Source organism: Kutzneria sp. CA-103260, assembly GCF_018263855.1.
GTDB lineage: Bacteria > Actinomycetota > Actinomycetes > Mycobacteriales > Pseudonocardiaceae > Kutzneria.
On sequence record NZ_CP073318.1, the window covers coordinates 897,995 to 913,637 of the forward strand.

16 protein-coding genes are annotated in these 15,643 nt (G+C 69.8%); 10 read left to right on the forward strand and 6 right to left on the reverse strand.

What is annotated here, in order from left to right; genetic code table 11:
* Positions 1-27 precede the first annotated feature (27 nt).
* The 4 genes from JJ691_RS03850 (at position 28) to JJ691_RS03865 (ending at position 3,321) form a co-directional block, all read left to right on the forward strand.
* Positions 28-486 carry an RNA ligase family protein gene (locus JJ691_RS03850; protein WP_211767419.1) on the forward strand — a complete coding sequence of 153 codons (459 nt, stop codon included), beginning with the start codon at positions 28-30 and terminating at the stop codon, positions 484-486.
* Positions 487-519: 33 nt separating this feature from the next.
* On the forward strand, positions 520-1,413 hold the full coding sequence (locus tag JJ691_RS03855; protein ID WP_211767420.1) for a phosphotransferase family protein: 894 nt from the start codon (positions 520-522) through the stop codon (positions 1,411-1,413).
* Positions 1,414-1,788: 375 nt separating this feature from the next.
* The gene (locus tag JJ691_RS03860; protein ID WP_211767421.1) at positions 1,789-2,925 is read left to right on the forward strand and encodes an HNH endonuclease signature motif containing protein; all 1,137 of its coding nucleotides are present in this window, start codon (positions 1,789-1,791) and stop codon (positions 2,923-2,925) included.
* An 87-nt stretch (positions 2,926-3,012) separates the two neighbouring features.
* A complete protein-coding gene (locus tag JJ691_RS03865; protein ID WP_211767422.1) occupies positions 3,013-3,321 on the forward strand; it encodes a hypothetical protein in 309 nt (102 codons plus the stop codon).
* Between the two features lie 262 nt (positions 3,322-3,583).
* Here JJ691_RS03865 and JJ691_RS03870 read toward each other — a convergent pair whose 3' ends face one another.
* From JJ691_RS03870 to kstR, 4 genes are all read right to left on the reverse strand, one after another.
* Positions 3,584-3,835, reverse strand: coding sequence for a hypothetical protein (locus tag JJ691_RS03870; protein WP_211767423.1), 252 nt, complete (start codon positions 3,833-3,835; stop codon positions 3,584-3,586).
* 493 nt (positions 3,836-4,328) lie between these two features.
* Positions 4,329-4,721 carry a VOC family protein gene (locus JJ691_RS03875; protein ID WP_211767424.1) on the reverse strand — a complete coding sequence of 131 codons (393 nt, stop codon included), beginning with the start codon at positions 4,719-4,721 and terminating at the stop codon, positions 4,329-4,331.
* 2 nt (positions 4,722-4,723) lie between these two features.
* Positions 4,724-5,839, reverse strand: coding sequence for a metal-dependent hydrolase family protein (locus JJ691_RS03880; RefSeq protein WP_211767425.1), 1,116 nt, complete (start codon positions 5,837-5,839; stop codon positions 4,724-4,726).
* A gap of 22 nt (positions 5,840-5,861) precedes the next feature.
* A complete protein-coding gene (gene kstR / locus JJ691_RS03885) occupies positions 5,862-6,461 on the reverse strand; it encodes a cholesterol catabolism transcriptional regulator KstR (protein ID WP_211767426.1) in 600 nt (199 codons plus the stop codon).
* A 171-nt stretch (positions 6,462-6,632) separates the two neighbouring features.
* Between kstR and JJ691_RS03890 the strand changes: the two genes are divergently transcribed.
* From JJ691_RS03890 to JJ691_RS03915, 6 genes are read left to right on the forward strand one after another with little or no spacing between them, the layout of a single operon-like run.
* Positions 6,633-8,594, forward strand: coding sequence for an acyl-CoA dehydrogenase (locus JJ691_RS03890; RefSeq protein ID WP_211767427.1), 1,962 nt, complete (start codon positions 6,633-6,635; stop codon positions 8,592-8,594).
* Between the two features lie 43 nt (positions 8,595-8,637).
* Positions 8,638-9,576, forward strand: a complete 939-nt coding sequence (locus tag JJ691_RS03895; RefSeq protein ID WP_211767428.1) for an acyl-CoA dehydrogenase family protein — start codon at positions 8,638-8,640, stop codon at positions 9,574-9,576.
* Positions 9,561-10,715 carry an acyl-CoA dehydrogenase family protein gene (locus JJ691_RS03900; protein ID WP_211767429.1) on the forward strand — a complete coding sequence of 385 codons (1,155 nt, stop codon included), beginning with the start codon at positions 9,561-9,563 and terminating at the stop codon, positions 10,713-10,715. Before JJ691_RS03895 ends, JJ691_RS03900 begins: the two co-directional genes overlap by 16 nt.
* Positions 10,712-11,584 carry a bifunctional MaoC family dehydratase N-terminal/OB-fold nucleic acid binding domain-containing protein gene (locus tag JJ691_RS03905; protein ID WP_211767430.1) on the forward strand — a complete coding sequence of 291 codons (873 nt, stop codon included), beginning with the start codon at positions 10,712-10,714 and terminating at the stop codon, positions 11,582-11,584. Before JJ691_RS03900 ends, JJ691_RS03905 begins: the two co-directional genes overlap by 4 nt.
* The gene (locus tag JJ691_RS03910; protein ID WP_211767431.1) at positions 11,581-11,952 is read left to right on the forward strand and encodes a MaoC family dehydratase; all 372 of its coding nucleotides are present in this window, start codon (positions 11,581-11,583) and stop codon (positions 11,950-11,952) included. The genes JJ691_RS03905 and JJ691_RS03910 overlap by 4 nt, the downstream gene beginning before the upstream one ends.
* The gene (locus tag JJ691_RS03915) at positions 11,949-13,109 is read left to right on the forward strand and encodes a lipid-transfer protein (RefSeq protein WP_211767432.1); all 1,161 of its coding nucleotides are present in this window, start codon (positions 11,949-11,951) and stop codon (positions 13,107-13,109) included. Before JJ691_RS03910 ends, JJ691_RS03915 begins: the two co-directional genes overlap by 4 nt.
* Before the next feature lie 39 nt (positions 13,110-13,148).
* Here JJ691_RS03915 and JJ691_RS03920 read toward each other — a convergent pair whose 3' ends face one another.
* Complete coding sequence (locus JJ691_RS03920; RefSeq protein ID WP_211767433.1) at positions 13,149-13,973, reverse strand: MaoC/PaaZ C-terminal domain-containing protein; 825 nt, start codon at positions 13,971-13,973, stop codon at positions 13,149-13,151.
* The gene (gene kstD / locus JJ691_RS03925; protein ID WP_211767434.1) at positions 13,963-15,591 is read right to left on the reverse strand and encodes a 3-oxosteroid 1-dehydrogenase; all 1,629 of its coding nucleotides are present in this window, start codon (positions 15,589-15,591) and stop codon (positions 13,963-13,965) included. The genes JJ691_RS03920 and kstD overlap by 11 nt, the downstream gene beginning before the upstream one ends.
* Positions 15,592-15,643: the final 52 nt, after the last annotated feature.

Consider the following 15,643-nt stretch of genomic DNA (forward strand, 5'->3'; position numbering starts at 1 on the left):
CCGGCCCCGGTGTGGTTTTCTCACCGGGTGAGGATCCACTATCCGCGCACGCCGCACCTGCCGTGGTCGCCGGGCGCGGCCGCCGACGACCTGCGGACCACCGACCTGTCGGGGTTCGCGGGTCGTGAGGTCGTCGTGACGGAGAAGCTGGACGGCGAGAACACCACGCTGTACCGGGACGGTCTGCACGCCCGGTCGCTCGACTCGGCCCACCACCCGTCGCGGGCGTGGGTGAAGTCGTTGCACGGCAAGGTGGCGAGCGCGATCCCGGCGGGGTGGCGGGTGTGCGGCGAGAACATGTACGCCCGCCATTCCGTGCCCTACGACCGTCTGGACAGCTGGTTCTACGCCTTCTCGGTGTGGGCCGGGGACCGTTGCCTGTCGTGGGACGCGACCGTGCGGTTCGCCGCCGAGCTGGCCGCCCCCTGGTCCGCCGGCGCCACCCTTACTTGGCACCCCAACGCCGAGGTCCCCACTCTGCGCTGATATTCGCTTGCCGCCCCGTGCCACCCTGACCTGATGGTGGATCTCTTCCAGGCCAACCAGATGCTTCGTCCCCTGTGGCCCGATGCCGACATCACCGCCGTCGTGCCCCGGACCGGCGGTCAGCTCAGCTCGGTGTTCGAGGTCCAGGCCGGCGACCTGTCCGCCATCGTCAAGGTCTACGACGAGAAGTGGCGCTGGAAACAGGCCAAGGAGGCCCACGTCTACCGCCTCCTGTCCGCCCATGGCATCACTCCTGTCCCCACCATCCTCCGCATCGAGCCGTCCACGTCTCTCATCGGCCGTGCGTTCACCGTCATGACCCGCCTGCCCGGCACCCCTCTTTCCGAGACCCCCGTTCCCGATATCGCCTCCATCTACCACCAACTGGGCCGCCTGCTCTCGTCCATCCACGCCATTCCCCAACCCGCCTTCGGCTACCTCACCACCCGTGTCCTGGATCCCGTTCCCGACAACACTTCCTACATGGGCCGCCAGTTCGCCAGGAAGCTCAGCGAGTTCCTCGAACTGGGCGGCGATCCCGCACTGCACGACCTCGTCCAGACCCATGTAGCCCGCCACTGCGACCTTTTCGCCCGCTGCCCGGCACCCGTCCTCTGCCACAACGACATCCACGAGGGCAACCTCCTCGTCCAGGACGGCGCCATCACCGGCCTCATCGACATCGAGAACGCCCTCGCCGGCGACCCTTGGCTCGATCTGGCCAAGGCCGACTACTACGCCGTCCGCTCCGATCCCACCAAGCTTTCCGCCCTGCTCTCCGGCTACGGCTCCACCCCCGACGACCGCATGCCCCTGTACACCCTCTACCACGCCCTGGAGCTCTGGGACTGGTTCGCCTCCACCGGCGAAACCCAGTACCTGGAAGGAATAGCTGCCGACATGGCCACCCTCGCCCGCCGCTCCTAGGTATACGGGGTCTGTCAAACGTTTGGTTCTGTTCCCTGGGGGAGTGGGTGGGTGTGGGTCGGGTGTCCGCACCGCGCGGTTGCCGTTGGCGGGTGGTGGCGTTGGACGGTTTGCCGGCGGTTGGTTGTGGGGTTGCGTCTAGGGATGGCTGTGGACTGGGTGGGGGTCGGGCTTGGTTGTTCGCCTTGCTGTGGGGTGGGTTGCCTGTTGTGGGGTGTGGTTCGGGCGTCCGCACCGCGCAGTCACCGTTGGCCGGGAATGGTTACCAGCCCGCCGCAGCTAGGCGGGAAAGCGCTTGTCTGGTTTTGTCACCCACACAGGTAATCCTTGCCCCACAACAGAAATCGATCACTGTGAGGCGGTAGAATCGGGGGTATGGAAGCGACCCTGACCGCCGACACCGAGTGGTGGCGCATGGACGAGGGATCGCTGTGGGCCGCCGGCCGACAGAGCCAGGACCGGCTGCGCGCGGAGTACGTGCGGCAGGTCGAACTGGTATCAGAGCTATGGAACCGCACCGCACAAGGCAAGGATGACCAGCGGGCGCTGGTGGCGGATCTGGCGGCGCGGTGGAAGATCACTCGGGCGGAGGCGCGGGATCTGCTGCGGCACGCGTTGCTGTTCCGACGTCAAGGCATCCACGACGCGGCGCGGGCGGGGGTGCTCAGCAAGCAGCACCTGACCGTGCTGGACAAGACTCTGGCTGAAGCGCCCGAGCCTGACCGGGACAAGGTCGAGGCGGAACTGCTGGACAAGGCGCGCGTGTTCGATGGGGCGGTGCTGCGGATGCTCGGGCAGCGGATTCTGCAACTGCTCGACCAGGACGGCAAAGAACCCGACGACCCAGACCTGGCCGAGCCCGCCAGGGAATTCCACTACACCAACCGGCGCGACGGCTCCATGGTGTTCCGGGGCAAGCTCGACCCGGAAAGCGGCGCGACGCTGGAAGCGATGCTCAGCCCCCTGGCCAAGCCCGCCTCCGCTGACGACACTCGCACCACCGCGCAGCGTCAGGGCGATGCCCTCGCCGAGATCATCGACCTCGCGGCCGGCAGCGACAGCCTGCCCGATGAGGGCGGCGAGAAGCCCCACCTCGCGCTGACCATGCCGCTCAAAGACTTCTTCGCTCAGCGGGGCACGGCCGAGATGGACGGGTCCGGGCCGCTCAACGCCGCCTCCACCCGCCGCCTCGCCTGCGACAGCACCGTCCTCCGCGTGATCCTGGGAGCCCAGTCACAGCCCCTGGACATCGGCCGTGCCACCCGAACGATCCCTACCCAGATCCGCCGGGCGTTGATCATCCGAGACCGGGGATGCGCCTTCCCCGGGTGTCATCGAAGACCACGCCAATGTCACGCACACCACGTGATCCACTGGGCAGACGGCGGACCCACCAGCGTCGACAACCTCGTGCTGCTCTGCGGGCAGCACCATAGGCTGATCCACCACAGCCACTGGTCGGTGAAGATCAACGATGGTGCACCGGAATTCGGGTGGGCGGCAGCTGGCTAGTGCCTCGTCTCGGAACCTCGACCCGCTAATTGATCTTCGCCGTCGGTAGGCGAGGCTGGTCCCGCTGGCCAAGTGCGGGAGGTGGTTGTGGCTCGTCGACCCGAGGTGTTCGTCCGGGCGCTGTCGATGGAGGAAGGCCGCAAGCTGCAACGGGTGACCCGGGCCGAGTTGGTGTTCCTGCCGACCTACGGGTCGTGGTTGAACTGGATCGAGGCCGAGTTCGCCGCGCTGCGGTACTTCGCGCTCAACGGGACCGACCATCGCAGCCACGCCGAGCAGAACGCCGCAATCGCGGCCTACGTCCGCTGGCGCAACGCACGCGCCCAGGCCAAGACCGGGTTCGCCACTGACTCACCGATCCGGACCTGGGCGCGTTACCCGACCATGGTTGCATGACGAGCCACTAGGTGCCGGCGCGCCCACATCCGCGACCGCAAACGCCACCGGGAGTTCCTCGACCTGCCCAAGAGCCTGTGCGCCCGGTGGCTTGGGGAGAAGCTTGCACGTCATCGCCGACAACTTCTCCCCGCACCGAAGTTCGTGGCACTGCGGTACTTCGCCCTCAACGGCACCGACCACCGCAGTCACGGCGAGCGGAACGCGCGATCGATGCCTACGGTTCAGGAACGGGCTCGTAGCGCGAACCCAGCGATGGGACTCACTTCACCGGGATGTCGGACAGCACGTACCAGCCGTCGTTGCCGGTGTCGCACTCCCGACCTTGCTCACCCTGCACCGGCGGCAAAGCTCGCAAGGCCAGTACGCACGCGTCGAAGGTGGGGTACGGACCCGCGATCGGCACCTCCACGGCGGACGCGGTACCAGCGGTCAGCAGCGAAATGCTGACCCCGGCGACCCCAACCACCAAAGCAGTCCTGATCTTGCCCATTTTCACGGGTAACGCCTCCATGTCTCCAAGTTACCTCTGTGTCATGTGGACGATCGGCTTCCACTGTCCACATGACACTAGTACCTCATGTCGATGGACTTCGAAACGGATCTTGCACGATCAGCCCCGAGGGAAGGCGAAACGGGCAACCCGATTTACCGCGACCGCCGAACCGGGGGAAATCCCTCACCGCCGGGGACAACAAGACTGGATTGATCCTCCGAGGAAAGCTCAGCCCCCATGCGCGGCAGCTCAGTGGAGGTCCTGCCCGGCGGAAGGTTCTTCGCGGTGGTTCCCGATCGTGGCACGGGCCAACCCGCTGCCGCGGTCGAGTAGGTGCTGAACTGGCGTGGACAGCGACCACGTGGCGAACGCGGTGATACCCCAGTCGACGGGGGACGCCCGGGCGATCAGGCAGATCCGCTCACGGATGACCAACACCTCGGATCGACAAGCCCACACACAGTTGAACCGCGGGGCCAGCCCGACCCACCAGCGAGGATCAATTACCGGGTCAACCCACCGAGCCGAGCCACCGGTCCGTGAACAGGCAGAACTCGTTGCCCTCGGGGTCGGTCAGCTCCACCCAGTCCGGGCGGCGAGCGGTGATGGTGGCCCCGAGGGAGGTGAGGCGGTCGAGCTCGGTGGGGTCGTCGGTGCGGAGGTCGAGGTGCATGCGGTTCTTGACGACCTTGGACTCGGGCACGAGCTGGAACCAGATGCGCGGGAAACCGGTCAGCAGGACGGTGGGATCGTCCTCGGGGGAGGTGATGCCCTGGACGCGCAGTTGGGCCAGGGCGGCCTCGTCGTACGGGGCGACGGCGTGGTCATCGAGGACGGCGGCCCAGAACCGGGCCAACGAGGCGGGATGGCGGCAGTCGACGACGAGGTCCTTGATGGCGGCCATGGTCAGCGGAACCTCTTTCCGTTGCGCCACACAGCTTTGATGCGGGAGGCCAGGTTGTCGACGGCGAGGTCGTCGCCGTCGAGCAGAACGAGGTCGGCCCGTTTGCCGACGGCGATCTCGCCGCGGTCGTCGAGTTGGAGCAGCTGGGCGGCGTTGAGGGTGGCGGCGCGCAGGGCGCCGACGGAGCCGAGGCCGGCCTGGGCCAGCAAGGTGATCTCGTTGAGGACGTTGGCATGCGGGGTGACGGGATTGTCGGAGCCCATGGCGATCGGCACGCCGGCCTCCAGCGCCAGCCGCACCGACCGCAGGTGCTCGGGGCTGCCCTTGGCGGAAAGCGTTGGCACGTAGTAGGTGTCGTGTTCGACCATGGCGGCCACGGCCGCTTCGTCGAGGTAGACGCCGTGCTCGATGCTGCGAGCCCCACAGCGGGCGGCGAGCTCGGCGCCGCGGGCCCCATGGGCGTGCACCATGACGTTTCGCCGTCGGCTGGCGGCTTCCGAGACCAGGGCCTGCATCTCCTCCGGAGTGAACTGCACGTCGTGCACGCCGGTGCCGGCGACGATGGAGCCGGTGATGGTGGCCTTGATCCAGTCGGCCCCGGCCTGCACCATGCGGCGGACGGCGGCCCGCGCGCCGTCGGGGCCGTCGAACACGGGATTGGGCATGGACGGGTCGCTGTAGCCGTTGTACGGTCCGGTCGCCGGCGTCCAGTGATCGCCGATGCCGCCGGTGGTGCAGACCTGGCGCAGCGAGATGAGCAGCTGCGGCCCGTCGATCCAGCCCCGCTCCACGGCCAGTCGAAGCCCGGCGTCCGCGCCCCAGGCGTCGCGGACCGTGGTGACGCCGAGGCCCAGCAGCGTGCGGAGCACGGGCACCGCCGACAGGGGGCGAACGGAGCGGGGCAGGTCGATCGAGTCGTTGCCCAGGGCCTGGGTGAGGGCGACGTGGGTGTGGCAGTCGATGAAGCCGGGGACCAACAGCGTTCCCCGACAGTCCACCGTCTCGTCGGCCTGGGTCCCCGACCCGATGACGTCCCCGTCGATCAGCACGTCGTCGTGCACGATCTCGCCGGCGGCGACGTCAAGGAAGGCGGCGGAGCGGAGCAGCGTGCGCGTCACATGACGAAGGCTAGCGGCCCGGTCAGTCGCGCATCAGTAGCCGAACCGTCAGCTCCAGACGGTTGGTCACGTCGGTCGCCGAGGCGCGCCGGGTCACCCAGGCGACCAGGTTGGACAGCCACACGTCGCCGATCACCCGGGCGATGGCCTTGTCCTCCTCGGAGGGCTCGTCCTTGCCCAGGGCCAGCGTGAACAGTTCCTCGAGCTGGTGGGCGACGTGGTCGACCTCGGTGGCCGCGGAGGTGTCGGCGAACATGAAGGCCCGGGTCATGGCCTCGGCCAGGTGCGGGTCCCGCTGCATGTTCCGGGTGATCCGGCTGAGCACGTGCAGCATGCGCTCTCCCCGCGTGTCGCCGGGGATGGGGGCCCGGCGCATCCGGTCCAGGGCCCGGTCCAGCTGCGCGCCCAGGCCGGAGACCAGCAGGTGGATCTTGGACGGGAAGTACCGGTACAGCGTGCCCAGCGCGACGTCGGCCCGCTCGGCCACGGCCCGCATCTGCACGGCCTCGAAGCCGCCCTTGGAGGCCAGGGCGATCGTCGCGTCGATGATCCGCCGCCGCCGGTCCCGCTGGGCCGACGAGCCGAGTTCCTCCTCGGCGATCTGGCGTGGCGTCGCAGCCATCAAGCCCCCTGCAGCACTCGTTGTCGCACTCAACTTACACGATCGGAACGTGTTTCATTTTCACGTTCTCGTGACGTCACCCACTCACCGGCCTGACTGGGACCCTCACCCGGACGCCCGTCGCCCGGCTGGAGCAGTCCAGTCAACTGGAACACGTTCTATTATCGGCCGATGTCGATGGTCATCGATGACGCTGGGCGACAGCTGCGCGACGCGGTGCTCAAGGCCGGCCCGAGCTGGCCGGAGCTGGCCGCGCTGGGCCTGTTCGGCCTGGCCCTGCCCGAGGAGGCCGGCGGCCTCGGCAACCCGGTCGCCGACCTGGCCGTCGCCGTCGAGGCGACCGCGGAGCTGTTGGCCGAAGGCCCGGTCCTGCCCACCCTCGCCGCCGCCGTCGCCCTGGCCAGAGTCCCCGACCACCCACTGGCCGCGAAGCTGTTGCCCGGTATCGCCGACGGCAGCGTCTCCGTGGCGGTCCACTGTGGACCTCTTGCCCTGGGGGAAACCGGACCCATGCTGGTCAGGGACGGTGACGACTGGGCCCTGCAACACGTCGTGATCGACCCCGCCGACCCGGTGGATCTCCACCGCCCGCTGGGCTTTCCGCGGGTGGGCACGATCACTGACGATCAGCGGCTGGGACCACTGCCGGTCGAGGACATCCTGGCCACGCTGGCCGCCGCCGAGGCGGCCGGCATCGCCGACTGGTGCCTGCGCACAGCCGTCGACTACGCCAAGATCCGCACCCAGTTCGACCAGCCCATCGGGGCTTTCCAGGCGGTGAAGCACCTGTGTGTGGAGATGCTGTGCCGGTCCGAGCGGGCCGCCGCCGTGGCCTGGGACGCGGCCCGCGCCTACGACCAGGAGCCGGCCGAGTTCCCACTGGCCGCGGCGACCGCCGCCGCGATCGCGATCGACGCCGCGGTGGCCAACGCCAAGGACTGCATCCAGGTGCTCGGCGGCATCGGCTTCACCTGGGAGCACGACGCCCACCGCTACCTGCGCCGCGCCGTCTCGACCCGCCAGCTCCTCGGCGGCACGGCCCGCTGGCGGCTGCGGGTCGCCGAGCTGGCCAAGGCCGGCCACCGGCGGACCCTCCGGCTCGACATCGACGCCGACCGCACCGACGTCCAACAGGCCGTCCGAGTCATCGCCGAAGCCGAGGACCAGCGGAAGCAGTTGGCGGACAGCGGGTTCCTGGCCCCGCACTGGCCCCGCCCGCACGGTCTCGACGCCGGCCCGACCGAGCAGCTGATCATCGACGAGGAGCTGGACAAGGCCGGCGTGGTCCGGCCGGACCTGGTGATCGGCTGGTGGGCGGTGCCGACGATCCTCGCCCACGGCACCGAGGCCCAGCGCGACCGGTTCGCCGGGCCGACGCTGCGTGGCGAGATCAGCTGGTGCCAGCTGTTCAGCGAGCCCGGCGCCGGCTCCGACCTGGCTTCGCTGCGCACCAGGGCGGAGCGGGTCGACGGCGGCTGGCGGCTCACCGGACAGAAGGTCTGGACCTCGCTGGCCGACGCGGCGGACTGGGCCATCTGCCTCGCCCGCACCAATCCTGACGTGCCCAAACACCGTGGCATCACGTACTTCCTGGTCGACATGCGCACCCCCGGCATCGACATCCGGCCGCTGCGGGAGATCACCGGCGAGGCCCGGTTCAACGAGGTGTTCCTGGACGGCGTGGTGGTGCCGGACGAGTGCGTGGTCGGCCCGGTCGACGGCGGCTGGAAGCTGGCCCGGACCACTCTGGCCAACGAGCGGGTGGCGATGAGCCGCGGCTCGTCCATCGGCGAGGAAGTGGAACGCGTTCTGGCCGCCGTCGAGCCGTCGGAACGAGTCGGCGCGCTGGTCGCCGAGGGCCTGGCGCTGTCGGTGCTCGACCTGCGGTCCACGCTGCGCCGGCTGGCCGACCTGGACCCCGGCGCGGCCTCCAGCGTGCACAAGCTGGTCGGCGTCCGGCACCGGCAGAACGTGGCCGAGACGGCCCTGGATCTCGACGGGCCGCTGGGCGCGGTCACCGGCGGCCGCAGCCACGAGTTCCTGCTCACCCGGTGCCTGAGCATCGCCGGCGGCACCGAGCAGGTGCTGCTCACGCTGGCCGGAGAACGGCTGCTGGGCTTGCCCAGGGGCTGACACTGCGCTAGAACTAGAACACGTTCCAGTTTAGGGGGTGCGGGTGGACTTCACGCTCGACGACACGCGGGTCACCCTCCGCGAGGTGGCCGCCGACGTGTTCCGCGACGCCCCTGAGGCCGCCTGGTCCACGTTGGTCACGCCGGACATGGACGTGCTCAGCGCGATGGTCGTGCTGGCCGAGGCCGGCCGCGCCGCCGTGTCGCTGCCCGGCCTGGCCCTGGGCGTGCTGCCGCTGGCCCGGCACGGCATCGAGGTGCCGGAGGGCGCCCTGGTGACCGCCGCGCTGCACGAACCGTCCGATCCCATGACGTCACGGCCGCGCACCACGGCACGTGGCGGTGTGGTCAACGGGGTGAAGATCGGGGTGCCGGATGCCGTTGCCACGCACCGGATCCTGGTGCCGGTGTCCACCGACGAGGGTACCGCCGTCGCACTCGTCGACCCGGCCTCGCCCGGCGTCACGCCACATCCCGCCCCCACTTCCAGCGGCCACCCCGAGTTCAGCCTGCACCTGGTCGACGTGCCGTACGAGCGGACCTTCGACGGGCTGACCGACCTGCACCGATTCGCCCTGGCCGGCGCCTGTGCCACCGCCGACGGCCTGCTGGCGGCGGTGTTGGAGCTGACCAGGAAGCACGTCGCGACCCGCGAGCAGTTCGGCCGGCCGCTGGCCACCTTCCAGGCCGTGGCCCAGCAGATCGCCGACGTCTACATCTCGGCCCGAACCCTGCACCTGGCCACCTGGTCCGCGTGCTGGCGGCTGTCCGAAGGGCTCGACGCCGAGTCCGATGTGGACATCGCCGCGCACTGGGTGGCCGAGGAACTGTTGCCGGCCATCAGGACCTGCCACCACCTGCACGGTGGCCTCGGCCTCGACGTCACCTACCCACTGCACCGCTACTACTCGCTCGCCAAGGACCTGGTGCGCTCGATCGGCGGCGCACGCCACCGTCTGGAGGCGCTGTGCACATCGAACTGACCGCCGCGCAACGGAAGCTCCGCGACGAGCTGCGCGCCTACTTCTCCGGCTTGTTGACGCCGGCCGAACGCGAGACAATGCTGACCGTCCGGCACGGCGAGATCTACCGGGACGTGGTCAAGCGCATGGGCCGCGACGGCTGGCTCGGTGTCGGCTGGCCGGTCGAGTACGGCGGCCGCGGCTTCGGCGAGATCGAGCAGCAGGTCTTCGTCAACGAGGCGGCACGGGCCGACGTGCCGCTGCCGTACGTGACGCTCCAGACCGTCGGCCCGACGCTGCAAGCGTTTGGCACCGACGAGCAGAAAGCCTTTTTCCTGCCCCGAATCCTGTCCGGCGACCTGCACTTCGCCATCGGCTACACCGAGCCCGGCGCGGGCACCGACCTGGCCTCGTTGCGCACCAGGGCGGTCCGCGACGGCGACCAGTACGTCGTCAACGGGCAGAAGATATTCACCACCGGCGCGCACGACGCCGACTTCGTGTGGCTGGCCTGCCGGACGGATCCGGCTGCGCCCAAGCACAAGGGCATCTCCATCCTGATCGTGGACACCGCCGACCCCGGGTTCTCGTGGACGCCGATCATCACCTGCGACGGCGCGCACCACGTGAACGCCAGCTACTACAACGATGTCCGGGTGCCGGCGAACCGGTTGGTGGGGGAGGAGAACGCCGGCTGGCGGCTGATCACCACGCAGCTCAACCATGAGCGGGTGATGCTCGGCCCGGCCGGGCGGATGGCCGCCTTGCACGACCGCGTGTACGACTGGGCGGCCAAGCACGACCTGCTGTCCCATGTGGACGTCGCCACCACACTGGCCCGGGTCCGGGCGGTCGTGCGGGTCAACGAGCTGCTGAACTGGCAGGTCGCCGGCTCCCGGTCGACCGGCATGGACCGGGTCGCGGACGCGTCGGCGACCAAGGTGTTCGCCTCCGGCCGGACCCAGACGATCACCGCCGAGCTGGAGGAGATCGTCGGCCGGCACGGCGACCCGGCCGACCGGGACACCGCGGACCTGGTGCGCTGGCTGGACGTGCAGGCCAAGCGCAACCTGGTGCTGACCTTCGGAGGAGGCGTGGACGAGGTGCAGCGGGAACTGATCGCCACCGCCGGGCTCGGGCTGCCCCGGGTGCCGCGATGACCGGCGCCCAGGAGATTCTGGCCACCGCACGGGAACTGGCCGAGCAGGGCGAGTGCACGCCGCGGCTGGCCCGCGACCCGGTGAACGAGCCGATGATCAACAACTGGACCGAGGCACTCGGCGACGCCAACCCGTCGTACCCGGCTGTCGCGCCGCCGGCGATGATCCAGGTGTGGACCATGGGCGGCCTGCACCCGGGCCGCAGCGCGGACGACCCGCTGGGCCGGATGATCGACGTGCTCGACGCCGCCGGCTACACCTCCGTGGTCGCCACCAACAGCGAGCAGACCTACCACCGGCTGCTGAAGCCGGGGGAGCGGCTGGCGGTGACCAGTCGGCTGGAGGACGTCGTCGGCCCCAAGCGGACCGGGCTGGGCGAGGGCTGGTTCGTCACCACCCGCAGCACCTGGTGGTCCGGCGACGAGCCGGTGGGCGAGATGATGTTCCGGGTGCTGAAGTTCAAGCCGAAGCCGGCGGCCGGCGTGTCGGTGCCGCCGATGGTCAGCCGGGACACCGAGTTCTTCTGGGCCGGCGCCAAGATCGGCGAGCTGCGGATCCAGAAGTGCTCGGCCTGCGGGGCATTGCGACATCCCCCGGGCCCGATGTGCCCGCGCTGCAACGCTTTGGGCCCGACGCACATCGTCTCAAGTGGACTCGGCGAGGTGTACAGCTACGTCGTGCACCACCATCCGCAGGTGCCGGGCAAGCGCACGCCGTTTGTCATCGCCCTGGTGGGGCTGGAGGAGGGCGTGCGGATGCTGGGCGAGCTGATGGACATCGACCCCGAACAGGTCAAGGTCGGGCTGCCGGTGCGGGTCCGGTTCGTGCCGTCCGGCGAGTTCACGCTGCCGGCCTGGGAGGTGCGATGACCCAGCTACCGGAGCTCACCATCGACGTGACGCCCACGTTCGTGATCAGCACCGCGCTGGCCACCCGGGACTTCCAGGACGTGCACCACGACCGGGACAAGGCCGTGCAGCGGGGTTCCCAGGACATCTTCCTCAACATCCTCACCACCACCGGGCTGGTGCAGCGGTTCGTCACCGACTGGGCCGGGCCGGACGCCTTCGTCCGCAACGTGTCGATCAAGCTAGGCGTCCCCTGCTACGCCGGGGAGACGCTGACCCTCAGCGGGCATGTCACCGAGCAGCAGGGATCCGAGGCCACTGTCGCGGTCGTCGGCCGCAACAGCCTCGGCGACCACGTCACCGGCACGGTCCGGGTGGTGCTGCCATGACCGCCGCGATCGTGGGCATCGGGGCCACCGAGTTCTCCAAGGACTCCGGCCGCAGCGAACTTCGCCTCGCGGCCGAGGCGTCCCTGGCGGCGCTGGCCGACGCCGGGCTCAAGCCGTCCGAAGTGGACGGTCTCGTGTCGTTCACCATGGACAGCAACGCCGAGATCGCCGTCGCGCGGGAACTCGGCGTGCCGGAGTTGACTTTCTTCAGCCGCATCAACTACGGCGGCGGCGCGGCCTGCGCGACCGTGCAGCAGGCGGCCATGGCCGTCACCAGCGGCATCGCCGAGGTCGTGATCTGCTATCGGGCCTTCAACGAGCGGTCCGGCCACCGGTTCGGCCAGTTCGCCACGGCCGCCGCCACCATGCCGACCTCGTCCGGGGTGGACAACAGCTGGTCGTATCCCATGGGTTTGGGCACGCCGGCCTCGACCGTGGCGATGGTCGCGCGGCGGTACATGCATGAATTCGGGGCCACCAGCGAGGATTTCGGCCGCGTCGCCGTGACCATGCGGGAACACGCCGCCACCAACCCGAAGGCGTGGTTCCACGGCCGGCCGATCACCCTGGCCGACCACCAGGCCTCGCGCTGGATCACCGAGCCGCTGCACCTGCTGGACTGCTGCCAGGAGAGCGACGGCGCCGTCGCCATCGTGGTGACCAGCCGCGAGCGGGCCCGGGACCTCGCCCAGCCGCCGGCCCTGATCTCCGCCGCCGCGCAGGGAAGTTCCGCCGACCAGTACGTGATGAGCAGCTACTACCGGGACGAGATGAGCCGGCTGCCGGAGATGGGCCTGGTCGGCCGGCAGCTGTGGCGGCAGGCCGGCTTCGGGCCGGACGAGATCGACGTCGCCGTGCTCTACGACCACTTCACCCCGTACGTGCTGATCCAGCTGGAGGAGCTGGGCTTCTGCGGCCGCGGCGAGGCCAAGGAGTTCATCGCCGACGGCCGCATCGGCCTCACCGGCACCCTTCCACTGAATCCGCACGGCGGCCAGCTCGGCGAGGCCTACATTCACGGCATGAACGGCATCGCCGAGGCCACCCGGCAGATCAGGGGCAGCTCCGTCAACCAGGTCCGGGGCGTGGACAACGTCGTGGTCACCGCCGGCACCGGCGTGCCCACCAGCGGCCTCGTGCTCACCCGGGACCGGTGATTCTCGCGAGTCCCGCTCTCAGGCAACCATGTGTTGAGTTCATGACTGCCTGAGAGCGGGACTCGCGGGGGTGTGGGCGCCGGTGAGGACCAGGCGGTCATCGACGTAGGTCTCGAACCGGTTGTGCCACAAGCGCGTGCGGAGGGTGTCGCCGGGGAAGACGGCGCCGGCGAAGCGAGCCTGGAACTCGGGGACCGCTGTGCCGAAATGGTCCACAATGGACTTGTACACCATGCCGTAGGTGCACAGGCCGTGCAGGATGGGGCGGGGGAAGCCGGCGCGAGCGGCGAAGTCGGGGTCCACGTGCAGGGGGTTGCGGTCGCCGCAGAGCTGGTACCACAACGCCTGCTGCGGCAGGGTGCTCGTGACGAGCACGATGTCCGGCGGGCCGTCGGGGGCAGTGGTGCGGGCCGACGGGCCGCGCTGGCCGCCGAAGCCGCCGTGGCCGCGGGCGAAGATTTCCGACCGCATGGTGTAGAGCGGGGTGCCGGCGAGGTCGGCGACCTCGTACTCGGTGACGATCACGGCCGCCGAGCCCTTGTCGTAGACGTCGGCGATCCGACCGGTGGCGCGGGCCTTGCCGGCAACGGGAAGCAGGTTGTGCACGGTGATCTGCTGCGAGCCGTGCAGGGTGTCCGCGAGGTCGATGTCGATGCCGGGGAACACCACGGCCGGCGGCTCGGTCATGTGGAACGTGGGCGCGACGATGCCGAACGTGGGCAGCACGGTGAGCTGCGGCTCGAAGGCGTAGCGAAGCTCGGTGGCACCGATGGCCAGGTGGTAGAGGATCACGTCCGACGACGACCACTCGAACTCGCGGACGCCCAGGGACGCGCCGACGGCGATCTCGGGATCAATGGACACCGGGCTGCTCCTTCACCGCCGACATGGCCAGCGCCGCGAGGTAACCGAAGGTCATCGCCGGGCCGATGGTCGCGCCCGGGCCGGCGTAGGTGTGGCCCATCACCGACGCGCTGGCGTTGCCGGCAGCGTACAGGCCGGGAATCGCCGAACCGTCGGGCCGCAGCACCCGGCCTTCGGTGTCGGTGCACAGACCGCCCTTGGTGCCGAGGTCGCCGGGCACGATCCGGACCGCGTAGAACGGCGGCTTCACCAGCTCGGCGAGACTGGGGTTGGGGTGCACCCGGGGATCGCCGTAGTAGTGGTCGTACGCGCTGTCGCCGCGGCCGAAGTCCTTGTCCTTGCCGGTTCTGGCGTAGCCGTTGAAGGTGGACACGGTGTCTCGCAGGGCCTGTTCGGGCACGGAGATCGCCGATGCCAGCTCCGCCAATGTCTCCGCCTTGTGCACGACGCCGTGCTTGTACCACTTGCCGGGCAGTGGCCGCCGCGGCGGAATGCTGGCGAAGACGTAGCGATCGCGGTAGCGCTGGTCGGAGATCAGCCAGGCCGGCACGCTTCCGGTGTCCCGCATGGCATGCACGGCGTCGACGTACGGCGCGGCCTCGTTGACGAAGCGTTGCCCCTCGCCGTTGACGAGGATGCAGCCGGGCAGGGTGCGTTCCGACAGGCAGAAGTACGGGCCGCGGTTGAGCGGGATCGACGGTCCCCACCAGGCGTCATCCATCAGGTCGACGTCCGCGCCGAGTTCCTGCCCGGCCAGGATTCCGTCGCCCTCGTTCGACGCCGCGCCGACTGTCCACTCCGTACCGATGTCCTGCCACTTCGACCGCATGGCCGCGTTGTGCTCGAAGCCGCCGCTGGCCAGCAGCACCCCGTAGCGCGCGCGGTAGGTGCCCGATGGCGTGACAACGCCGACGACCCGGTCGTCCTCGGTCAGCAGCGACACCATCGGCGTGCCGAGCTCCACGGTCACCCCGGCCTGGCGGAGTCCCACCCGCAGCCCGGCCGCAAGCGCTTGCCCCATCGTCAACAGCCGCTGCCCACGCAGGCGTCCGATGATCCCGCGCACGCCGACCCGGGCCGCGCGGACGGGACCGCGGACGTTGCGCGCGATCAGCGTCAGCCACTTGTAGTCGGCTTGGGTGATCGGCAGCGGACTCGGCAGGTACGGCTGCTCCAGCAGTCGGAGGTCCTCGCCGAGCAGGTTCCCGTCGAACGGGCGCGGCTCGACCGACCGCCCGCGTGGCCGGCCGCCGGGCTGCTCGGGGTAGTAGTCGCTGTAGCCGGTGACCCAGCGCAGCCGCAGCGGGCTGTTGGCCAGCACGAACGACAGCATCTCCGGACCGTGGTCGAGGTAGGCGCGCTGCCGCTCGGCCGAGGCGGCCGTGCCGACGATCGACGCGAGGTAGGCGCGGGCGTCGTCGGCGCTGTCCCGCACGCCGTCCCGGGCGATCACCTCGTTGTTGGGGATCCAGATGCCGCCGCCGGAGCGGGCGGTCGAGCCGCCGAACCGGTCGGCCTTCTCCAGGACGACGGCGCTCAGGCCGCGTTTGGCCGCGGTCAGCGCGGCCGTCATGCCGGCGGCCCCGCTGCCGACGACAACGGTGTCGAACTCTGGCATGTAGAACAGGTTATAGACAAGGACGCCCAGAACGCTATGGTTGAGACCGGTA